This is a genomic window from Bacteroides sp. 14(A), from assembly GCF_000526555.1.
GTDB lineage: Bacteria > Bacteroidota > Bacteroidia > Bacteroidales > Bacteroidaceae > Bacteroides > Bacteroides cellulosilyticus.
Genome location: NZ_JAGH01000002.1, coordinates 781,153 through 804,854 on the forward strand (window position 1 = coordinate 781,153; position 23,702 = coordinate 804,854).

Below are 23,702 nucleotides of genomic sequence, written 5' to 3' on the forward strand. Positions count from 1 at the left end.
AGCAGATTGTAAGTCTGCTTGACTGAGTATCTGAAAATTGGGAATGTTAGAAAGAAGCAATGGGACGAACTTTATAAGTTGCATCTTTTACCTGATACTGTAGTATCCCTTTATATTTTCCGTAGTAACACCAAGCGTAGGCTTCAGCTTTTTCTCCTTCGGTAGAAGACCAATAGTAATCATCTCCTAATATTTTGAAAGGACTATCTCCTGTTGGGTCTAATAGATTGGCATTACAAGCGGTAGCAAGTCTTGCCAATTCTCCAATAGCAGGTAAATACCAAAATCCTTGTTCATTATTATTAAGCCCTTCCGACATAATGCTAAAACAGGCGTATCCTGCGGGATAATATTCTTTTTCTATAAAGGAAGAATGACTTCTGCCTGCATAATCAGTCAATGCATATTGATTACTTTTTTCAACAGGCCATATATATGCACCATAAGGGAGTTGAGGGGTGGCAACAGATTCTCCTTCTATGCCGTTTATGGGTAGATATCCTCCATCCTGTTTTCCATCTGCAAGATAGAAATTGGGAATTCCTTCCACATCGGTACTTGTATTGTCCGCCCATCGATATGTTGCCGTTAAATCTTGCAGAGCGGCGATTCTGCCATGCATAGACTCTGATAAAGATACATTGATATCACCGTCTTTTTCTTCACTTAAAGCGAAAACAGTACCTATACAGGTTCTATTGGCATCATATTCTGTTGACCAGGAACCGTCACTGTAATAATAATCACCTACTTTGGCCGGTGTCGCTATGATATGCGCGTCGGTTCTGCTGATTGTAATCGGATAAGTGTATTGCTGTCCTGCCTCCCACGTTGTTGCGGGCATGTTTATTATATAAGGTTTTCCATCTATGGTAAGTTCTAATGTAAGTTCACCTGCATTGCTTAAGGTTCTGGGTATTACTAACATATCTACCTTTTGTTCGGTCTCGGAATTGAGAGTCAGGTTTGTATTTATTTTGATAGCACCTCTATGATAATTGTAGCCGGAATCTTTGGCCACTCCATCTTTCAGATAGATGTAACCCATATAAAAAAGATTATTTGATGGAGAACGTAAAGCGACGCTACTAAGCAGGCCTTGTCCTTGATCCGAAGTTGCACGCTTAATGATAAATGTTAAACGCGACAAAACATGTCGGAAGTGGATATTGGCATTTGGAGAGTTTATATCGGCTACTCCTTCCGCTTGGCCGAATAAATAATCTATTTGCCCTTTATCTCCGTTTTGTCTCAAATCAAAATAGAGAAAATCTCCTGAGATATAAGGATAGTTTTCTTCAATACTATTATTGCAATAAGGATAATAGGCATAGACGGTTGCTGGCGATTCGGTTAAACTAACAGGCTTGTCCATTTGCCATTGCTTATTGAAAGTAGCTTTAATATTAGAAGTACCGTCTGCATATTCCTTACCGGTGCTGTTTGAAACAAAAACTCCTATTTCATCGCCCGTACTGAAAGACGACGATTCTAATACTGAACGAGTAGTGATTTCCGTTGATATTTGCAAAAGATTGCTCCCGGAAGTTTGTTCTATTTCTCCATTATCTGTACAAGATGAAATAACCATTGCTCCTGCGCACAATAGTAATAAACATATATTTTTCATATTATTTCTTTTAATATTATCATTCCATTACGGGGCGGACGGTATATCCTTCAGAGAGACCTTTATTTTCATCTCCATCCGTAGCTAACGAGTGACCGTCTTCTCTTATCCACAATTCCATTACACCGTATCCTGGTTCGTAAGAACCAGACATATAATAACCACTCTCGCCAAATATAGAGACAGACGGTTGGCTGGCTGCCGGTATAAATATACTATTACCGTTCTCTGCTGTTACTTGATAACCTTTTATTGTGCCTATAGTGGTCCAGCTCCATGTGCATTTATTTATTAATTCCAGAAATTCACTGCGTGTTGGCAGACGCCATTGTCCTTGCCATTTAGCTTTGGCTATGTCGTACTTTGTTCCAGAAATATTACTAGGAGGATTATTCGTAAATTTGGCGGAAGTCATTTCACCTGTCGGATCTCCCCAAATGTAATAATCACCATATCCTTCAGGAGAAGAGGCACCCATGTTCCAGCTTGCCCATTTCACGCTTAATCCTAAATCAATAGCTTCGGCTATTGCATAGTTTCCATCTCCTACATTCAGTCCTCCTTGTTCATTATTCTTCCACTGTGTAATTTCTGCCTGACTAACTTCAAGGTTCCCTTTCTTTATCGTCACTGTATACGTATATTGCTGTCCCGCCTGCCAGTTCGTCACCGGTACGGCTGCGGAAAGCCCGTTCTCAAAACTGCTTATATCGTCACTCATATTCAGTAGAACTTTTTTCCCTTCTGTATTTCCCGGAATAACAAGGAAATCGGCAACAATTTCATTGTCAGAATTTTCAAGTACATAATCAGAAGGTTTGGCAGTAAGATTGGCGGTTCCTGTAGGATCAAGAATGGTGCCACCATCTAAAATATTTAAATAAGCACTTTTATCTACATTCAGGAGGTTGATATAAGGGAATTTATAAGTATTCTCATTATCCGTTGCCTTTTTAATTCTCATAGTCACACGTGCCATAGCATGTTTGAAGTATATAGTTGCCTTAGGCTGAGTATCTTTGACATACGTCAGCTTGAAATCATTGTCGGCACTATAACCATATAGGTAGTCCGTCTGAGTAGTAACATCGACCGGCATTTCCAAGAGATATTCAATGTTTGAATAGTTAGCGTTATATGGATAGTATGCATATACAGGGACGTCAACATTCGTAGGTAGATACACACTTTTATTAAGAGTACTTACCCCTTTGGAATAATTGACGCAAACATTCATTCCACCGTCAATGACCTCTCTTTCTTTACCATACATGGCAAAGATACCATATTGACATTCTTCTGGTAGCGTGCTTCCTTCAATGATGCTACGAGTAGTCTGTACGCTGCCTGTCTGTATCTCCAATGGCACTTGTTTGCTGGCAGTTATAGTTTCATTTTCATTATTACAAGACGCAACGGACAGTACCCCACCTATCATTGTTGCTAGGTAAAATATAGCTTGAATATTTTTCATTATCTTTTATTTTTTAGTCGTTAATTGTTATATCTCCACCCTTATTGTTATTCCAGTCTTCTACAACTACATCACTGATAGTAATATGTGCTTCATCGTAAGTGATTGGATAAGTATATTGGTGTCCTGCTTCCCAGCGGGCTTGAGGAAGATTCACAGATAATTCATGCCCGTTTTCAGTCTTCAGAGTCAATAAAGCAGCTTCATTGCTAAATTCGGCGGGGAACATCAAAACTTCAATGTCTTTTGCTACATCAGTCGGATGAAAATTAGTTGAACGTGTTATGGGTAACTCATAAGTGAAATTTTCGAAGTTACCTGTATAAATGTTCAGGTATCCGTAAGTAGGTATTCCGCTTGCTTCATTTCGATTGGCTAGCATAAAGTCTGTGATAATCGTAGTTTCCAGTACATTGGCTGTACCTGTTATGGAAAATATTACACGTGCCATAGTATGTTGCATCTGAATAGAGGCATCCGGTGTCTGTTCGTTCAATGTGTCGCTTGTACCCCATAATACATCTTCATCATATTTATAGGTTCCAAAAGGAATCATATATTCTTCAGAATTTCCTTTTTGATAAGGAAAGTAAGCGCACATTTTTAAGTTACTACTTGCAGGAAAGATTTCTTGAGGAAGCTTCCAACCTATTTTTCCGTCGATAACGTTTTTCTCCACGTACATATTTCCATGTCCTTGATAAATGGAGGGAGAGGCTGTATAAAAGAGATAAGTCCCCAACATATCAGGATTGTATTCTTCCTGACTACCATCCCATGAAGTGGAGGTTACGGAAATCAGTCGGATAGAACTGAGTGTTGTGAAAGATTTCACCTCTCCGCATACTTCATTATTCTTACCATCCGTAGTGCTACGGAGTGCAGCCATATAATAATAAGTAGTATTAGGTATCAGGTCCTTTATGTAATTGCTTTCGCTCTCCCAAACATCATTCATATCGGGTGAGGTAGAAAGAATATATACGAGCGAGCAATCAGCTTTTCCATTTTCTGATTTGAATGAAAGAAGGGCGCTGGTTGCTGTAATCTCTGTTGCCTCTCCCGTTTCTATTGTAGGGATATTATTGATGGGAGTATCCAATTCCTGACAACTGGTCAGCATTGCACATACTCCCAATGCTATTACTAATATAGATTGTATTTTTTTCATATTTTCCTGTTTATAAATTAAAAGTACATACCGATACCAAAGTTTCCTACACGATCTTTGAAGTTGTTTGAATCATTATTCAGCATTACGCCTCCATTGATGAAGAACTTCTTTACTTTCAGCATAAGACCACACTCAATGACAGCTCCGTAATAGCAGTCTGGTTCATACTTCACATAACTTCCGTCGAATGTTTCCCAGGCGACTTTGCGATTAGAGTAGCCTGCACCTACATATACATGAACAGGACTCCATAAACGGGCGATAAAACCAGCTGTTGCATTCCAATAACTTTGCTTTATTTTGCCTGTCAGCCAATGAGCATAGTAGTCTTCCGCTTCCATTGAACCGTCCGTATCAGGTACTTTACTATATACCCCTTTCACATACCAACCAATCTTTTTCACTCTTCCCAGCATCAAACCAAAAGAAGGTTTAATATCTTCACAATCAGGTAAGGCTGTCTGCGCGCCTATCAGCCACTGGTATTTATCGGGTTTTTCCCGCCACCAGTTGCTGTCAGACATTTTTATAAGCATATTCGGTTTTACCTTCTGCTCCTTCGACTGCATACCCACATAATAGACTTTCACCTTCTGTGCAGGTATTTTTGTTTCCAGCGTAAACGTACCATCCAGCTCTGTGATAGTCGATTCAGTGCCTCCCTTGATTTCAACTTTAGCTCCTGGGATAGGGTTACCTTTCTTATCTGTAACAGTTCCGCTCACCGTGTTCTGTGCAGACAGGTAGAGGCTGCCCAGCAAGAGGAAGAAGCCCAGTAATAGTAATTTCTTCATTTGTTTTTTTATTTAAAGTTTATATGTTCATTGATTTATTCAAACTTTGCAGGTGATTTGCCATTTTGAAAGATCCTTGTTATGGTTTCAACTTCAACTCTTTCCAGCTGCTGCTCAGCGTTGCAGAAGGAGACACGGTAGGAGTCTGCACCTTGCGATTTACTACCACTGACTGCTGCTTTACTTTCTCCGTCAGATAATCACCCAAGTCTTTCAAAGTTGCATTTCCTTTACTTTCCTGTAATTTCTTCAGCAGGAAATAAGTGAAAAGTCCATGTCCTTTGTCTTTATAAGGGAAAGCAGTCTCGTCACCGGAAGCAGCACTGAAAATAACCATATTACCTTTCGGATCTTCCTGTTTGGCTTTTAGTGCTACGCCACGGGCTGAAGCAAGCATACCTCCGTCACGCTGGGCACCACTAAAACAGGCATCCAGAAATACAACTACATAATTGGCATTCAATCCACCCAATTCGCTATAAAGTTTATTAAGAGAATAACAGCCTTCAGTCTGCTGACCGTCGGCATCTATGGGGAGCAGAAACGCATCTTTGGTGGCTTCGTTGGGAATACCATGTCCGGCATAATAGAATATCACCTTGATTTGTCCGGAGTATGCGTTGGATATATCCTTGATGTCGCGCATGGCACGTAGCATGGTTCCGTAAGAGGCATCCGGATAAAAACGAATATTATCCTTAGGCATTCCTAATGTCTTTTCGCAATAACGGCTGAAAGTTTCTCCATCGTTCAAAGCCATCGGTACTTTAGAAACCATAGTGTAGTTTTCATTCGAAATGATTACAGCAAAAGTCTTATCATTATTGGTGCGTACTTCCGGTATGTTGATATCCACATCCGAACTTCCTACTTTGATTTCATTTTTCTGTACTCTTGAAACAGGAGTTTCCGAAGTACCTGCCTGTGCCAGCGAACCATAATCTATAGCATCAAAACGTACATCTACCGTAGTTGCCGCATAGTTTACAGCCTCTTTATTATCATATCGGTAAGTATTGCCGGTAGGTGTTACAAAAGTCAGACTTGCCAGTGCCAGCTGTCCGTTGTTGATACAAAACTGAGGTTCCTTGAACTGCATACCTTTCCAACTACTCTCGAAAATCCGCGCTTCATTATTTTCACGCGGAACGGGTACAATCAGTTCACCGAATTTTGACTCTATCAGGAAAGCCCGATTGTCAGCATCATAGGGTTTCAGTTGCATATCGCTGAAGCGGATACCTTGCGTATAGGTGCTGATATATTTCTTTTCGGCTTCTGCCAGCAACTCTTTCACTTTAGTATCCCGCGTAGCCTCTGTCACGCGTGCCTTATATTCGTCTACGGTTTCATAGGGATCTTTGGCCTGCCAAGCTTTTATCTTTTCTTCCACATAGCTTTGGGCAAATTTAGGATATTCGGGTATTTCCTCAGCATTTGTTGAGGGAGTGGCAAAAAGTTGCGTGTTGTAGTTCGTTGCGGTTGCAGATGCCGGGACAGATTTATTATCATCAGAGAAAGCCATTAATGAAGGTATGGATGAGGCTGATACGGCATTTCCACCCAGAGAAGATATCTTATTGTTCAAGCTGTTCAGATCGCTTGTTTTGCCTAAGCAATAATAAGCGGTGGCCAATGCTTCCATATATTTCAAGGAAGTAGGATCTGAACTTAGAACATCTTTGAAAATGGATACAGCGGCGGAAAAGTATTCTTCGGATTGCTTGCTTAGCTTCTTGGCTGCCGATGGATTTTTCTCCATGGCACTTTTGTTGTTGAACAGCACACCTAGATTATAATAATTCAATCCGAGATGTTTGTAGATTTCCAGGCTGCGTGGGTTCGCATTTCGTAAGATGGTGTATGTTTGTAGCGCTTTCTGGTATTCCTGCGTGTCTTCGTACAATTTTCCCTGAATATTGAGTAGAGTAGTGTCATCGGGCTTTATTGCCAATGCCTTGGAAACATACTTCTGTAATCCCTCATTGTCTTTGAGGTCTATGCAACAGTTGATTCCCATGGATAAAAGATTGAAATCCGAAGGATAATTGTTCACTGCTTCGTCGAGCACTGTTTTGGCTAATGCATAGTTCTTGATATTTGTACATGCTTTTGCCATGTAAGTGAACACGTCTTTCCGGTTTTTCTGTTCTCCTGTTCTCAGGTATTCCTGAAAATAAACAATAGCTTTTTCATAGTCCTTTATGTTGAAGGTGCCTGATGCTGCAAAGTAGACCATTGTCGGGTAATAGTTGTCTTTAGGAAAGGTTTCTGTTCTGAAAGCCTCCATCAACGGTACGTCAATATAGGCTTGTGCCAGCAATAATGCATTTTGTTGGCTACCTTTTTGTGAGTTATAGATGGCTCCTTGTTGTAAATACGGATAAATGTCCCGCAATGCACTCTTTGCCTGATCATAAGACGGATTACCAGACTTTAAGGAACTCAATACGGCTACATACTCTTTGTAACAGCTATATAAAGTTGAATAAAGAGTACCTTTGTCTCCATTTTCATTATTCAGTCGGACAAACGTCTTGTATTCCTCATTTGCTTTATCAACGGACTGTGCCTGTACCGGCTGACAAAGCATTCCGGAACAGACCCATAAACCGACTATTAATAACTGCTTTTTCATTGTATCTTAATAGAGATTGATTAAAATGCATCTACAAAAGTGAATGCTACACTGATTCTTCTGTACTCGCTGCCTTTCTCTTTGGTTACCTCGATGTAATAGTTGTAATCGGAGTTCATTTCAGAAAAAGCAGGAATGTTTTTCAGGATATAATCTTTCACGCCTACTGCACGCAGGAAAGCGAGCTGATCGTTCTGGGTAACTCCGCTTTCTTTAGTTACTGTGATGTTGGACAAATCATTATCTTTGTATACGGGCTCATTCGTATATTCTCCGTAACATCCGTCATAGGTTATTTTTCCGTTAATGGGACTTGCATCTGCCATACCGGTAATTTTTACCCTTAGTTTTTTGCCCGCATGTACGTATTGTGCAAAGTCTTTTTCGAAAGCTGTTTTCATGATGGCAAGCATGGACATCGCAGCACCGGATTGGGTAGTGATGTATTTTCCCGGTCCGAAGTCCTCTTTAGCCGAAAATCCTTGTTCCACTTCATAAGAGAAATTGATGTTGTAGTTCATAATTTTCTTTCCGTCAGCGTCTATTTCGGAAACAATGCCTGCATCGACGGAAATCTTTGTATGGTCGGATATCGTGTTCTGCTGTTTTGCCATGCTCATGATGTTTTCCTTGATTTCTTGCAGTTTGATTTCGTCCATATTCGATTGCTGAACCAGGTTGAGGGGAATGAAGTTATCGTCGGACTTCATGTAATCGAATGATTCACGATCCAGATTATCGTATTTATAAGTTTTGCCGGAAGCTTTGTTATACACATCGGCATAGATAAGTTCAAATTTATCATTCTTTGTAAGTCCGTATACAGCGTTGCGGAATTCCAGATCACCGGGATTCATAAAGTCGGATACCTCATCCGCAGGAATGTTTAGGTAGATGGTGGGCATGGTATTGAAGTCTACAGCCAGCATGTTAGAATTCGGATTATAATTCCCTAATGTAACCTCTGATTTTTCTACCAGATTGTCGGCCATGCGGGTAGCGATTTCCTGTTCAAACAGTCGCATCTGTTGTGCGCGTGTCTCATCATTTACACGGAGATTATATTCTTCCAGAGTTTCACCAGGCATCATTTTCATCCAAGTGTTCATGCGGTCACTTAATTCGTCGTTCATCAGTTTGCTGTAATTGGGGGACAATTTGCTCATCAGCTCGTACGTGATGGAGTTTACCGTGTTGTACGCAAGGAAAATCTCCCCTTTACCGTTTTTCAGAAAACGGGCATCCGTGATGCCTCCTTCTGCATTGTCGATGTATTCGCGGTCCTTTTCGTCCATCAGGTTCAAGATGGAAATACGTTTGTCTCCGGTGACGATAGCTATATATTTGCCTTCCGGATGGAAATAGCAATAGCGTGCAGTTCCCATCGCATCGTAGCTTTGCAGAATGAAGAATGTACGGGTGTCGTAAGTCGTCAGTTTACCGTCAGCTGTGAGTATTGCCAATAGATTGTTGTCACTGGAAAAAGTAAAACAATTGATTTTCTCATCCGTTGAAATGCTTTTGCGTAATTCTTTGGACTGGAGATTCCAGATATTCAGAGTTGTACCATTGGATGCCGCAATGAAGAAATTATTGTTGCTGATGGCTATGTTTTCAGCTACAAAAGGTATTTCCATTTTGTATTGTAATTCGTACTGCCGGGTATCGAAGAAAAACAGTTCTTTGTTATTGCCGGATATGACGAGGCTTTTAGCATCCGGAGCGTAGCACAAAGATACGGGAGCTATGTCTTCATCGAACTCATGCGTTACTTTGTTAGCTGCCCATAAATCGTATACCGTTACATTACTCTTTTTACCTTTGGCATGTACAATGGCAAACGAGGATCCTGCCGGATTAATCTTCAAGACAGATATGATACCCGAATTGCTCAATACGGAATTGCGTAGATTATAAGTCTTTTTATCATTGTAGTAATACGTTGAAAACAAGTAATTATCTATCCCTACAGGAGATACTTTCTGTGGATAAACATATTTTTGTTTTTCATCGTTGTTCGTTGTTTGAGCGAATAATTGTGGAAAACATAGACTGCAAAGTAAAAATAGAATAAAGTTTCTCATGTTTTATAACCTTTGCTCTACTTAGTCCCAACAGTAGATGTTAGTACTTACTGAAAGGCGTGGAACTACTTCAATTTCTGCTTATTCCTTGACTGTTCATGCTGGCTTATCCGGAACAGATATAAATTGAAAACGCCTTCTTTTCTGTCAAGCAAATTTAAACTAATATAAGTGAACAGAAAAGATGGCTTGTAAAAGAATCTGCTTAGATTTAAAACAACGACGCTTAACTGGTTGAAAAAAATGTTTATGTGGTCTGTTTTTTACAAAAAATTCAGTGCTTCTTTTATTTTACTATAATGTCGTCTGCTTGCTGAAATCTCTAGATGACTGAATGGTGCATAAAGAATGCAGCGTAGTGTATTATTCTCTACAGATGAGAGATAGTCAATGTTCAGGATACAGTCTGTGTTTACCCGTATGAAAGAAGGACAAAAATTCAGTATATCTTTGGCTTTAGTGCTTAGTCGTAGTCTGTATTGTTCCATATTGGTCAAAGTCATTTGCCAACAGCGGGTATCCTCCGAATATTGAAAATACAGGATTTCTGACCGACGTAGCAACAACAGCCGGCTAATGGTTTGTACGGCAAACTTGCAGTCGTTGCTTAACAATTGGCGCATAGCCTGATCGAAGTTGATGGGGTTATTCGTTTTCTCCCGCTTTATTCTTTCTACAATTTGTTTAAGTTCATTTGTCTGGTATGGTTTTAATAAATAGTCGAAAGCAGAAGCACGCAGTGCATCCAGCATATATTTATCAAAGGCGCTGTAAAATATGACACGCATGTTATTACGTACATACGGGCGTATTTCCTGCAATAGTTCAATACCATTTATATAAGGCATTTCCACATCCAGAAATAACAAGTCAGGCTGGTATTGTATAATACTTTTCTTGGCTTTTTGTGAAGAGGTGATCGTATCCAGAATTTCTATTTCCGGATAAGCTTTCAAATCTTCTTCCAGATTGTGGATAGAGTTGATTTCATCATCAACGATAATTGTTTTAATCGTATTTGTCATTATTTTAGATATTGAATTGATAATTGAACGGAATGGTAATTGTCACTAAAGTGCCATGCTGAGACGGATCGGATATACCTATATTCCGGATATCAAATATGATTTTCTCAGTATTTTTGCTGTTTAACAGTTCAATGGTACGGAATAACACTTTCAGTCCGTTTCCGGTGCTCCGTTTTGAATTGGAATGTTTTCCCGGATCATATCCGCTACCATTATCCCGGATAGATATGGAAAGATTTCTGTCTTCTTTCGAAATATGTATGGAGAGTGTATTTGTCTGCTCATCATTGTCTTCGAATGCGTATTTCAGTGCATTCTCCACGGGAATTTGTATACTCATGGACGGAATAAGGGTTTGTAGGGGAACTTGTTCGGTAATTTCCCATTCAATGTGTATTGTATTTGGGTTAGTTTCCTTACGAAGAGCAATATAGTTCTTTACTAATTCTATTTCTTCCTGAAGCTCTACTGCCATTTTTTCGGATGCCAGCAGGTTTCCCCGCAGCACTTGTATCAGCAGTTGCAACGGATGTGCCAGTTCGGAGTATTGTTTGAATGTGGGCATCACTGTATTCAATACATTAAACATATAGTGCGGAGATATACGGTTTCTGATGTTTTCCATACGCAGTTGTGTGGCTAATGCCATCTGGCGGTTATATCTTTGTTCATTCTTTCGACGGATATGAATGAAAATCAGTATGGCAAGCAGAACCGATATGATGAGTAATGCCAGGACTAGAATTATAATATTATGCTGTTGCGATAGTTTAATCTGATTATTGGATATGAGTATATCGCGTTTTAACAAGGTGGTATCCTGATTATATCGGTAATCAATTTCATTGATACTGTTGATGCTCCGTACGTTTCTGATAGAGTCGTCATATTGTTCCACGGCTATTTTATACTGGTAGGCTTTTTCAAAGTCTTTCTTCCGGGCATAATATTCCATTAGACGTTTGTTGTGCAGGTAGATGTATGACGGACCTATACGTAGAGGATTGTAGGGCTTTGAGAGATAATAGTTGGCTGTTGCCAGTTTATCTTCTTGCAATGCCAGGGCTGCTTGAAGACTGTTTATGTAGAAAACCACTTCCTCATTGGCAGTCGGTTCATTCATATAGTACGAACAGGATTTATCCAGATAGTAATGTGCGGAATCTGTTTTTCCGAGTAATGTGAAAATCTCTCCCAAGTTTGCTTCTACCAGGGCGCTCAATGAGGGCTGGCTAAAGTTCTGAACCACTTGGTAGGCTTGCTGGAAATAGGGTAGGGCTTCCGCATACTTCTCTTCGAAGTAAAGGCAATTTCCTTTTGAATTGGCAAATATATATTTTTCATGCTCCAGGCGATGTTCGGGATTCTGTTCTGCCAGGTCGAAATAATGGTGTGCCAGTGGAAAGTTGTGCAGGTTAGCATAGGTTTGTGCCAATCCTAAGTATATACTGAATTTTATATTCGTTGATCCTAGCGAATCGACTACCCAAAGAGCCTTTCTGTAATATTTGGCGGCTTGTGGCAAATCACCTGTCTGGCAATAAGCGTCTGCTAGATTTATGCAAATACTTTGTAATTCTCTGCGGTCGTCAGACTGGTATACTGCATTGTAAGCATGGTGGAGGCAAGCAATGGAAGAATCTTTTTGGTTCACTCCTTGCAGTAATGTGGAGCGATGGTTCCATGCATTGGCTTTGAGGGCGGAAGTTCCGGGATAACGGTCGCAGAAGTCCAGAACTTTCTGATTAAGGTACAGGGCACTATCAGCATTTCCTTGCAGATAAAAGCATAATCCTACGAACAGATCCAATTTGTAAAATTCCGTGCTATCGGTCAAGTCTTTTTGTGCTTTTTTGAATTCATCTTTCATCTTGACAGGATAAGTATATATCGAGTCATATCGGCTGATTAATAATAAATCGATAGCGGTTGGCTTCGGCATTTTATTGACCTCTTTACGTTGTGAGGTGCATGATAGTAAAACAAGTAAAAATATACAGATGTATATGATTCTTTTATTGTAAATGCTTATTCTCATGATGTTGTTGTGTTATAGCTTTTCGGGAACAAATATAATCTTTTTTAGGATTTAAGTGAGATTTTCTTAAATCAGAAACAGTTGCACTTGCTGGTTTCTATGCTTATCTGGTGGAAAAGTAAGCTTATCTGGTTTTTAATTACGTTCGTTTTTTTTAAGGATATAACAGATTATTATGTGGTAACCTGTAATGGAAGGTAGTTTTTGGTCTAAACCTCTTTCGGTTGGTATCAAGTTTGCATTTTCTTCGCTTCTATAGAGAGATGAAAAAAGCGAAGCTGGTACGAGGAGGGTATAAGGAAGGTACGAACCGGGAACGATGGGGATGTTTCTGGTCTGTTTGTCGGTAAGAAGATTGCGTAAAAGCTTTTTGAATCTCACCACAGATTACACAGATGCACACAAATTAAAAGTCAAAAGCAGATTTATTAATCTGTGTGCATCTGTGTAATCTGTGGTGAAGTAGAATTTATCTTTTTGGGAAATCAGTTATAGCGTATCTAAACTTATTGGTTTAGCAATTCTTTCGCCCTTTCCAATGCTACATTAATGTTCGGGCAGATATTCTTCTCGCCCAACAGTTCGTAGAAGCCGGATTTTTCCAATGCTTTGTGCACTTTTTCATTCACGCCGGAAAGTACGATAGTGGTTTTTTCGCGTTGCGCCATCTGGCAGAGGCTAGTCAGGTTGTGGATACCTGTTGAATCGATGAAGGGTACTTTCCTCATACGTATAATGCGCACTTTGGGACGGTCTCCCAGTCTGGACATGATTTCCTCGAACTTAGTAGCAATACCGAAGAAGTAAGGGCCATTTATCTCATACACTTCCACGCCCTTGGGAATGGACAGGTTTTCTTCATCTTCTTTGCTGTTAGATTCTTCATTCAGATTAATCTCATCTTTGATAACAGAAATTTCAGTGGTTTCCATCACACGATGCATGAAAAGTACACAAGCTATGACAAGACCCACTTCAATAGCAATGGTTAAGTCGAAAATAACTGTCAGGAAGAAGGTAATCAGCAATACGGTGACGTCTGATTTCGGATTCTTCAGTAGTGCCTTGAATGTGCGCCAGCCACTCATGTTATAGGAAACAATCACCAGCACACCTGCCAGACAAGCCATCGGAATGTATTGTGCCAGAGGCATCAGGAACAGAAGAATAAGTAATAGTACCACTGCATGTACCATACCTGCAACAGGGGTTTTACCACCATTGTTTATATTAGCCATTGTACGTGCAATGGCACCGGTGGCAGGAATACCGCCAAACAGGGGCGTTATTAGGTTGGCAGCTCCTTGTGCTATCAATTCCGTATTGGAATCATGCTTATCGCCGATAACACCATCCGCTACCGTAGCGGAAAGCAGCGATTCGATGGCTCCTAATACCGCAATGGTAATGGCTACAGGAAATAAGTCCTGAATAGCCTCCCAGTTTAGTGAAGGCATTACTGCATCCGGCAGTTCCGCCTTGATACTGAAGCGGTCGCCAATGGTATCTATGCAGTTGATTCCGGCATAAGTCTTCATCAGATATACCGCTACCGTTACTACAATAATGGCAATCAGCGACCCCGGTATCTTCTTTGAGAATTTCGGGGTTATGGCGATAATTGCAATACTTACGATGCTGACAATTGTATTCCACCAGTTGATAGTATCGAAATGCTGGAAATAGATCATCCATTTCCCGACAAAATCTCCGGGAACCTTTTCACTACCGAAATTAAGTCCGAAGATATCGGCTATCTGCGTGGTGAAGATAGTGACGGCAATACCACTGGTAAATCCCACGATAATAGGATAGGGGATAAACTTGATTACAGCACCCAGCTTGAATATCCCTAACAGAATAAGAATGACTCCTGCCATCAGCGTGGCAACAATCAGTCCCGCTTCTCCATATTGCTGGATGATGCCATAGATAATGACGATAAAAGCTCCCGTGGGACCACCGATCTGTACTTTGCTACCTCCCAACATGGAGATAATGAATCCGGCAATGATTGCCGTGATAATACCTTTTTCGGGTGATACACCGGATGCAATACCGAATGCAATGGCAAGCGGGAGAGCGACGATACCTACTATGATACCGGCCATCAGGTCTGCCATGAATAATTCTTTCGAGTAGTTCTTCAAAGCCGTGAATAGCTTTGGTCTGAATTCGAACGCTTTCATAGATAATCTGTACTTTTTGTGAAACGAGGTGCAAAATTAGACAAAATAATGCATATATTGGTTGATTGCTTTCAAATATATTATATTTGCAGCAGCTAACTGTAATATTATGAAATCACGACTGCTTATATTCTTTCTTTTTCTTTCTATTTTTAATATATATGCTTCGGATGTGAAGTTTTATAATATTAATGCGATGTATGGAATTTCCATGCGGGAAATGGCTTCTGTTTGTAAAGATGGGAATGGTTTTATCTGGGCTTCCTCTAAAACGGGTATATTGAGAATTACGGAAAGTGATTATCGCATTTATCAGCTTCCTTATAAAACAGCCAATATAATAAATGTCAAATTGGCCTATAATAATTCATTTTTAATAGCATATACGAATAATGGGCAATTTTTTCATTATAATGAACTGTATGACCGGTTTGATTTATTTCTGGATCTTAGAATATCTTTCAATAATACTTTTTTAAGTGTAGGTAAAGTTGTTATTGATGATGAACAGGCTCTCTGGATTCCTACGTCCGGGGGATTGTGCAAATATAAAAATGGAATATTTACCCAAATAGGTGAGGCGCCAATTCGAACACAGTGCATAACGTCTTATGATCAGACACATCTGCTTGTAGCCAGTCAAGACAGTATTAGATTATTAAATACAAATACGTTGAAACAAAAAAGTATATGTGGAATAGAAGATATGTTTCAGATAAATACTCTTTTTTATGATCATAAAAGAGAGGTTGTATGGATAGGAACTTCCACTGATGGTCTTTTCTATCTGGACATGAAAAAGAAAACGTTATTGCCATTTTCTAATTTCCCAAAGCAACCTATCGCAGTGATAACGGAAAGTTCGGATTCAACATTGTTAGTCGGAATCGACGGGCAGGGAGTATGGGAATTGGATAAGGATAAAAAAACGGTTCTGAATATTTTGAAAGAAGATATTGATAATCCTTTCTCTCTTCGTGGAGATGGGGTTTATGACATCTTTTGCGACGGTCAGCAGAGGGTGTGGGTCACTACCTATACTGGTGGGCTTTCTTTCTTCGACTGGAAATCTCCCTTAATTAATCAAATTACCCATCAGGTTAATAATCCGAATTCTTTAGGGAATGATAATGTAAACAAGATATTGGAAGATAGCAAAGGGGATATCTGGTTTGCTACAAATAATGGGATAAGCAGGTGGAGAGTCGCCACTAATGAATGGGATACTTATTATCAGAATAAACAGGAACAGGCACAGGTTTTTCTGGCTTTATGTGAAGATGACGAAGGAAATATCTGGGCAGGTTCGTTCTCATCCGGGTTTTATGTTTTAGATCGGAATACCGGAAAAGAATTGGTTCATTATCCGCGGAATACATCGGAACTGAAATCTGACGGTAAATTCATAATGAATATATATAAGGACAGTGAGGGTGATATCTGGATTGGAGGTATCCAAGATGTAATATGTTATTTAACAAAAGAAAAGCGTTTTCATACGTATGGTGCACAGCCCATGCGTACGTTTATGGAGTTTTCTCCGGGAAAAATGCTGTTGGCCTGTACTTATTCTGTGCTTTTGCTAGACAAGGAAACAGGGAAAATCACTTTCTTACCGGAATGTCTTGCACAGGATATTTTAGTAATGGGAGATGATATTTGGGTGGCTACTTCCGGAGACGGATTGCTGCACCATAACTACACGACTCGTGAAACTCATAAAATAACAGTGGAATCCGGATTGCCATCTAACTATGTGAATAGTGTCATGTATGATAATGGATATTTATGGTTAGGAACGGAAAATGGATTGTGCCGCTATAATCCTGCCGACAGCACGGTGCATGCTTATTATTCTACTTTAGCTCTCTCCAGTGCTTCATTCAATGTGAATGCCAGCTGCAAATTACGTAATGGCGAATTGATGTGGGGTACAAATAATGGGGCGGTAATGTTTAACCCCGATAAATTATATCATACCCAGCTCAACGGGGAGATTTATTTCCAGAATATCACTATTTCCGGCAGTTCTATCAGAGAAAATCAAGATTTGTTGCGTGGAATTCCGGTGAATAAGCAAACAGATATTTCATTCAAATATGATCAGAATACTCTGACGCTTGAGGTATTGCCTATTGGCGTTTCTTCCAAAGAAATAAAATTTTCATGGAAAATGGAAGGGCTTGATACAGAATGGTCACATCCTTCCAATCAGCAGATAATCACTTATACCAATATTCCTAATGGGAATTTCCGGCTTAAAGTAAGAATGTACAATAATTCACTTTCTCAGATAGTCGATGAACGTACATTGGACATACACGTTATTCCGCTTTACTGGCAGACGTGGTGGTTCCGTCTGGTGGTATTCATTATTATAATGAGCATTACATTCTTTGTGCTTAAATTCTATATAAACCGTTTGAAACAGCGTCATGCTGAAGATAAAATCCGTTTTTTCACAAATACGGCTCATGATCTTCGTACATCGATAACGTTGATAAACGCGCCTATTCAGGAATTGAATAAAGAGAAAGAATTATCAGACAAAGGGCATTATTATCTGAATCTGGCTACGGAACAGTCTGAACGTTTATCTAATGTTGCAACCCAACTCCTGGATTTTCAGAAAGTGGATATGGGGAAAGGACAACTGTTTCTGGTAATGGTTGATATTGTTAAATTGGTGTACAGGCGGAAAACAATGTTCAAGTCAACGGCGGGAAAAAAGAATGTTATATTGGAGTTTGTCTCTAACAGGGAATCTTATATGTCAGCTGTCGATGAGTTGAAAATAGAGAAAGTCGTTGATAACTTGATATCTAATGCTATAAAGTATTCTCATACGGATGGTAGGGTGGAACTTACATTGAATTGTAATGAGTACTATTGGAGCTTGGAGGTAAGAGATTATGGATTGGGTATCTCGGATAATGCTCAGAAGAAGCTGTTCAAAGAGTTTTATAGAGGAGATAATAAGGTTAATTCACGTATGGTAGGTTCTGGGATAGGCCTGTTGTTGGTGAAGAATTATGTTTTGATGCATGAGGGAAAAGTCTCACTTGAAAGTAAGGAGAATGAAGGTTCTTTATTCAAAATAAACATCCCTTATAAAGAAGTGGTTGAGGTTGCACCTGCTGAACATGAAGAGCCGGGGAATATCACATCTGCTGATGGTCCGTCTGATCAATCGGAATATAAAAAGGAAGATGATAAGTCCGAAAAGAAGAAATCTATATTAATCGTAGATGATAATAAAGATTTGCGGAACTTCCTGAAGTGTTCTTTTGAAAATCAATATAACATCTTAGAGGCTGGCAATGGCAATGAAGCATGGGAATTACTTCAAAAGGAATCTCCAGAATTGATTATTTCGGATGTGATGATGCCTGATATGGATGGCTTTGAGCTATGTAAATTGATCAAATCTACTTTTGAAACTTCGCATATTCCGGTGATTCTGCTAACTTCACTTTGTGATAAAAGTGACCAGTTGGAAGGTTTAGGTTTGGGAGCGGAGGACTATATCACGAAACCTTTCGATATATCACTTTTGGAGCAACGAATAAAGTCCCTTATGCGGAACCGGGAGATTGTCAGAGAGAAAGCTTTGAAATTGATAAAGTCGGATAATGATGAGCAACAGGTTATTTTGAACAATGAGCTTAACGATCATTTTGTGAAAAAAGCAGTGGAAGTGATCCATAATAATATGCAAAATCTAGATTTTGATAAGGAAAGCTTTGCTATGGAAATGCATGTGAGCGGTTCACTGTTATATAAAAAAATAAAAGCATTGACAGGCCAATCACCTATTGAGTTTATTAAATCCATTCGTTTAAACCGGGCTTTAGAATTACTCCAATCTCATAAATACACTATCACGGAAGTTAGCGAACTTTGTGGTTATTCCAGTATCAGTTACTTTAGTACGGTGTTTAAAAAGTACTTTGGCAAGTCTCCTACAGAGGTGTGATTTACTTCTTTTTTCCTCTTTTTTATTATTTATTAGTTAGAATATCTAATATCTAAAATTATATATCTAATATCTAAAAGTGTATTGGATACACTTCTGTAGCTTTGCATATCGATGTATGGAATGTATGTCGATGGAATTATTGTTATGTTAAATTAAATCAGATTTGTTTATGAAAGACATCGGAAAAGAAACTACTCTATTTTTGAAGCATTTTAATTAATTGTTTTAACCCTAATTTTTAATACTATTAGTAATGAAAAAGAAGTATTTAATTTTTTTGTCTTTGTTCTTTGCTGCTTGTAATGGCAGTGAGGAAATAGTGAAACATCCCGTCGTGGATAATAAGTACGATCCAAGTATGCCAGTTTCGGTAGATTGCATTAAGCCTACTTATGGTGGTATCGATGTTCCTTTTGTTATTGAGGGAAACTTTAAAGGTGACCTTTCTAATATGAAGGTGTATTTTGGTGAAAAAAAAGCCATCTTGATAACGACAGATGGTAAGACTATTTTAGGACTTGTCCCCAAGCAGGGACCTGGTAGGAATCAGGTTTCAGTAGTTATAGGGAATGATAGTATTGTGCCGGAAGATATGAAGTTCAAGTATCAGCAGACTAAATCGGTGATAACTATTGCGGGACAATTTGGATATAATCCGGATGATGGCTATGTGGATGGTGATTTGAACGTTGCTCGCTTTAAAGAAGCTTCTAATATCGCTACGGTGAAAGGAGAAAAATCTGATAATGTTATTGTTGTTGAATCATGGTGGAATAATCGTGTTAGTTTACTTTCTTTGGATGATAATAAAGTAGTTACTTTGGATCAGACCAAATCATTTGGTACTCCTGCTGTAGACAATACACGTGAAAAGTTTTATTTACTATCTCATTGGGTAGAAGACCGCACTATCTATTCTTATTCACGGGAAGAAAGTTATGCGCCTAAATCAACAAATATTGTAATCAGTGCGGCAGATATGCCTGGACAAATATGGTCGGGTGCATTTACTGAGAAAGACAATCGTTATCTTTATCTGATGGATAGTCAGGCCAATTTTGCTAGGGTAGATTTGCAAGAGTATTCTTACCAGGTTATTCCGTTGCAGGGAGATCTACCGAGTGATTTCAGAGATCGTTCTCTTATCACTTACAGTAAATATCACAAATGTTTCTTTGCCGCATTTTATCAGATGAACGGTATCTATAAGATATATGAGGATAATGGTGTCTGGAAATCTGTGAAATATGCAGGTTTCAATGGGGCGGGAAGTACGACCGGCCATAGACTTTTAGATGCTCAATTCACTGAACCTTATGGAATTGCAGTGACTTCAGAAGGAGAAATTTATGTGCTTAATCGTGCAGGTGCTTTCATTAATAAGATTGTGGGCGATCAGGTTGAACTCGTGGCAGGAAAGCCGGGTAATGGTGGTCAGGTAAATTCGGCTACGGAGCCGCTTGATGCTCGTTTTGACTCTCCTCAGGATATTGCAGTAGATAGTGAAGATAATTTCTATATTGCTGGTGGTTGGGACAGAGTTGTCAGAAAGCTTTCTATCGAATAACTATGTATAAACACATTAATGAATATAATAATATGAAATATATAATATCAATATTGTCAATATTGCTGTTCTCAGTTAATTCATTGTTTGCGCAGGATAATTTAACTGCTGCCGGCCTTGTAATGACTGAAAATGGAGAAGAAATAATTGGTGCTACTGTAACTTTGAAAGAAAATCCGGGCAAGGGTGTTATTACAGATACTGACGGACGTTTTAAATTGATGGGTATAAGAAAAGGAGAGACATTAGTGATTTCGTATGTAGGTTACGAAAATTATGTAAGTAAGGTGACAAAGAGTGATGAGCGTATGCGTATTGTATTGAAAGAAGTTGTCAGCGATCTGGATGAGGTAGTAGTAGTAGGTCATGCTACACAACGTAAAGTGTCTGTGGTGGGTGCCATTTCGAATATAGAGGTTAAAGATCTGAATGTTCCGGCAACTTCAGTTTCAAATATGCTTGGAGCACGTGTACCGGGTATTATTTCTGTAACTCGCAGTGGTGAACCTGGAAAGGACTTTTCTGAATTCTGGGTTCGTGGTATCAGTACCTTTGGTGCAAGTTCCAGTGCGTTGGTATTGATTGACGGGGTTGAAGGTAATCTGAATCTGGTGGATCCGGAAGATATTGAAAGTTTTTCTATTCTGAAAGATGCTTCTGCTACAGCTGTATATGGTACCAGAGGTGCGAATGGTGTTGTTCTGGTAACTACTAAAAAGGGTGTGGCTGGTAAATTAGTGGTGAGTGTGAAGGGCAATGTAGGTTTATCTTATTCTCCCCGTATGCCTGAGTATGTGAGATCTTATGATTATGCCACATTGGCCAATGAAGCAGCTGTTTCAAGGGGAATGAATCCTATCTTCAATGATGTGGATATGGCATTATTTAAGAATGGTATGGATCCAGATATTCACCCGGATGTAAATTGGCAGGATGTAATTTTGAAAGATTATACTTGGAATCAGCAATATCACTTAAGTGCATCTGGTGGTGGGCAGGTAGCCCGTTACTATATGAGTTTAGGTATTTTGAATAAGGATGCTATCTTCAAACAAGATAAAGGAGTTAATAAATACGATACTAATGTAAACTATAAGCAGTATAATTTCCGTGCGAATGTTGACGTGAATATGACTAAGAGTACAGTTATTACTTTGGGATTAGAAACGACTATAGTAAATCAGAATTCTCCGGGTTATGGAGACAATAGTGATGCACTTTGGCAGGCTTCGGCTAACCTGACTCCAATAACTGTCCCTTTGGTTTATTCAACCGGTGAATATCCTGCTTATGGCTCGGCAAATAATCAGATAAGTCCTTATGTATTGCTCAATCAAACTGGATATCGTACTTATTTTGGTAATACAAATAATCTGATTCTTACACTTAAACAAGATTTAAGCGTGCTTACGAAAGGTCTGTCTGCTACAGTTCTGTTTAATTTTAATTCTAATGGAAAATCGTGGGCCTCTCGCTCAAAGCTGCCAGAACTATATTATGCTGATGGAAGAAAACGTGATGGTTCATTGAATTTGATAAGAAAAGTTGAAGCGCAAGAGCAAAGTTATAGTGGTTGGGAAGAAGTGGATCGGAAGTATTATTTTGAAGCACGTGCTAACTATGATCGGATATTCAGTAAAAATCACCGTGTAGGTGGTCTTGTACATTTCTATTTGCAGGATTATGTAAATTCTAAATTTAAAACATTACTGACAGCTATTCCAAAACGTTATGTGGGTCTGTCTAGTCGTCTCACTTATTCGTTCAAGGATACATATTTTGTTGAAGGTAACTTAGGCTATACCGGTTCTGAGGCTTTTGAAAAAGGAAAGAAATTTGGTCTTTTCCCAGCTATCTCAGGTGGTTGGGTGCCTACTCAGTATGATTTTGTAAAGAATGCATTGCCGTTCCTTACTTTCCTTAAGTTCAGAGCTTCTTATGGAGAGGTAGGAAACGATAAGCTGACTTGGGATGACAGTGTTCGTTTTCCTTATCTGACATTGATGGGATATACTGGTGGAGGTCCGTGGAATTCAGGTACTGGTATTACGGAAACTCAGGTAGGCTCTAATAACCTCAGGTGGGAGAAGGCTGCCAAAACAAATTTTGGTATTGATATGAAATTGTTTCATGATCGCTTTGATATGACTGTCGATTTCTTTCGTGATGTTCGTTCTGGTATCTATCAGCAAAGAGCAAGTACACCGGGTGAAATGGGATTAGTAACAATGCCTTGGGCGAATGTCGGTAAGATGAAAAGCTGGGGCATTGATGGACATATTGCTTATACACAACCATTTAATGAGAATACTTATTTAACTCTACGTGCTAATTTTACACAATCTAAGAATAAGATTCTGGAATTTGAAGAAGCTATTATGCGCTATCCTTATCAGTCGGCTGTTGGCTATCAATCTGGGATTAATAGAGGTTTGATCGCTTTGGGGTTATTCAAAGATGAAGCAGATATTACTAATAGTCCTCGCCAGACATTTGAAAGTACTGTATTGCCGGGTGATATCAAATATAAAGATGTAAACGGTGATGGTGTGATTGATGATGGTGATGTGGTTCCCTTGGAATATAGTAATGTACCTCAAATACAGTATGGTTTTGCTACTGAATTTAACTGGAAGAATTGGAATCTCAGCGTACTCTTTGAAGGTACTGCCCGTATGAAATATTTTGTTGGTGGTTCAGGATATTTGCCTTTTGTAGGAAAAGAAACAGGAAATATTCTTACTATGGTAATGAAAGACCGTTGGACATCAGCTGAAATTTCGGGTGACCCTGCAACAGAAAATCCAAATGCGAGATTCCCGAGACTTACGTATGGAAATAATGCCAATAATAATAGAAATTCTACTTTTTGGCTTCGTGATGGTAGTTATTTACGTTTAAAGAATGTACAGCTTTCATATACCACCAAAGCTATGCTTCTTCGTAAAGTCGGACTTCAAAGCGCAACTCTTAGCCTGATAGGTGAAAACCTATGCTTATGGGATAAGGGGGATAAGATTTTTGATCCTACACAAGCCAGTGATAATGGAGCGAAATATCCTATCCAAAGAGTCTTTACATTGCAATGTAACCTTAAATTTTAATAA

12 protein-coding genes are annotated in these 23,702 nt (G+C 39.2%); 3 read left to right on the forward strand and 9 right to left on the reverse strand.

Annotated features, from left to right (window positions below):
- Positions 1-46: 46 nt before the first annotated feature.
- The 9 genes from K429_RS0110595 to K429_RS0110635 all read right to left on the reverse strand — a co-directional run bounded on the left by K429_RS0110595 (position 47) and on the right by K429_RS0110635 (position 15,049).
- Positions 47-1,630: a fimbrillin family protein gene (locus K429_RS0110595; protein ID WP_081750865.1), complete on the reverse strand. Its 1,584-nt coding sequence runs from the start codon at positions 1,628-1,630 to the stop codon at positions 47-49.
- Between the two features lie 19 nt (positions 1,631-1,649).
- Positions 1,650-3,104, reverse strand: a complete 1,455-nt coding sequence (locus K429_RS29430; protein WP_081679772.1) for a fimbrillin family protein — start codon at positions 3,102-3,104, stop codon at positions 1,650-1,652.
- A 13-nt stretch (positions 3,105-3,117) separates the two neighbouring features.
- Positions 3,118-4,275: a fimbrillin family protein gene (locus K429_RS0110605; protein WP_081750866.1), complete on the reverse strand. Its 1,158-nt coding sequence runs from the start codon at positions 4,273-4,275 to the stop codon at positions 3,118-3,120.
- Between the two features lie 17 nt (positions 4,276-4,292).
- Positions 4,293-5,072 carry a carboxypeptidase-like regulatory domain-containing protein gene (locus tag K429_RS29435; RefSeq protein ID WP_026366896.1) on the reverse strand — a complete coding sequence of 260 codons (780 nt, stop codon included), beginning with the start codon at positions 5,070-5,072 and terminating at the stop codon, positions 4,293-4,295.
- Positions 5,073-5,151: 79 nt separating this feature from the next.
- Complete coding sequence (locus K429_RS29440; RefSeq protein ID WP_052340648.1) at positions 5,152-7,710, reverse strand: caspase family protein; 2,559 nt, start codon at positions 7,708-7,710, stop codon at positions 5,152-5,154.
- A gap of 20 nt (positions 7,711-7,730) precedes the next feature.
- A complete protein-coding gene (locus K429_RS0110620; RefSeq protein WP_026366898.1) occupies positions 7,731-9,794 on the reverse strand; it encodes a WD40 repeat domain-containing protein in 2,064 nt (687 codons plus the stop codon).
- 263 nt (positions 9,795-10,057) lie between these two features.
- The gene (locus tag K429_RS0110625; protein WP_026366899.1) at positions 10,058-10,819 is read right to left on the reverse strand and encodes a LytTR family DNA-binding domain-containing protein; all 762 of its coding nucleotides are present in this window, start codon (positions 10,817-10,819) and stop codon (positions 10,058-10,060) included.
- Between the two features lie 4 nt (positions 10,820-10,823).
- Positions 10,824-12,764, reverse strand: coding sequence for a tetratricopeptide repeat protein (locus K429_RS0110630; RefSeq protein ID WP_026366900.1), 1,941 nt, complete (start codon positions 12,762-12,764; stop codon positions 10,824-10,826).
- 602 nt (positions 12,765-13,366) lie between these two features.
- Positions 13,367-15,049 (reverse strand): SulP family inorganic anion transporter, encoded by a 1,683-nt coding sequence (locus K429_RS0110635; RefSeq protein WP_026366901.1) that lies wholly within the window; start codon positions 15,047-15,049, stop codon positions 13,367-13,369.
- Positions 15,050-15,158: 109 nt separating this feature from the next.
- On the opposite strand from K429_RS0110635, the gene K429_RS0110640 reads away from it, so the two are divergent.
- The 3 genes from K429_RS0110640 (at position 15,159) to K429_RS0110650 (ending at position 23,699) form a co-directional block, all read left to right on the forward strand.
- Positions 15,159-19,025: a response regulator gene (locus K429_RS0110640; RefSeq protein WP_026366902.1), complete on the forward strand. Its 3,867-nt coding sequence runs from the start codon at positions 15,159-15,161 to the stop codon at positions 19,023-19,025.
- A gap of 256 nt (positions 19,026-19,281) precedes the next feature.
- Positions 19,282-20,595 (forward strand): IPT/TIG domain-containing protein, encoded by a 1,314-nt coding sequence (locus K429_RS29445; protein WP_155923401.1) that lies wholly within the window; start codon positions 19,282-19,284, stop codon positions 20,593-20,595.
- Positions 20,596-20,627: 32 nt separating this feature from the next.
- Positions 20,628-23,699 carry a TonB-dependent receptor gene (locus K429_RS0110650; protein WP_026366904.1) on the forward strand — a complete coding sequence of 1,024 codons (3,072 nt, stop codon included), beginning with the start codon at positions 20,628-20,630 and terminating at the stop codon, positions 23,697-23,699.
- The last annotated feature ends 3 nt before the right edge of the window (positions 23,700-23,702 follow it).

Excerpts from the sequence above, each read along its gene's own strand:
- K429_RS0110595 (WP_081750865.1), bottom strand. The coding sequence starts at position 1,630 with ATGAAAAATATATGTTTATTACTATTGTGCGCAGGAGCAATGGTTATT.
- K429_RS29430 (WP_081679772.1), bottom strand. The coding sequence starts at position 3,104 with ATGAAAAATATTCAAGCTATATTTTACCTAGCAACAATGATAGGTGGG.
- K429_RS0110605 (WP_081750866.1), bottom strand. The coding sequence starts at position 4,275 with ATGAAAAAAATACAATCTATATTAGTAATAGCATTGGGAGTATGTGCA.
- K429_RS29435 (WP_026366896.1), bottom strand. The coding sequence starts at position 5,072 with ATGAAGAAATTACTATTACTGGGCTTCTTCCTCTTGCTGGGCAGCCTC.
- K429_RS29440 (WP_052340648.1), bottom strand. The coding sequence starts at position 7,710 with ATGAAAAAGCAGTTATTAATAGTCGGTTTATGGGTCTGTTCCGGAATG.
- K429_RS0110620 (WP_026366898.1), bottom strand. The coding sequence starts at position 9,794 with ATGAGAAACTTTATTCTATTTTTACTTTGCAGTCTATGTTTTCCACAA.
- K429_RS0110625 (WP_026366899.1), bottom strand. The coding sequence starts at position 10,819 with ATGACAAATACGATTAAAACAATTATCGTTGATGATGAAATCAACTCT.
- K429_RS0110630 (WP_026366900.1), bottom strand. The coding sequence starts at position 12,764 with ATGCCGAAGCCAACCGCTATCGATTTATTATTAATCAGCCGATATGAC.
- K429_RS0110635 (WP_026366901.1), bottom strand. The coding sequence starts at position 15,049 with ATGAAAGCGTTCGAATTCAGACCAAAGCTATTCACGGCTTTGAAGAAC.
- K429_RS0110640 (WP_026366902.1), top strand. The coding sequence starts at position 15,159 with ATGAAATCACGACTGCTTATATTCTTTCTTTTTCTTTCTATTTTTAAT.
- K429_RS29445 (WP_155923401.1), top strand. The coding sequence starts at position 19,282 with ATGAAAAAGAAGTATTTAATTTTTTTGTCTTTGTTCTTTGCTGCTTGT.
- K429_RS0110650 (WP_026366904.1), top strand. The coding sequence starts at position 20,628 with ATGAAATATATAATATCAATATTGTCAATATTGCTGTTCTCAGTTAAT.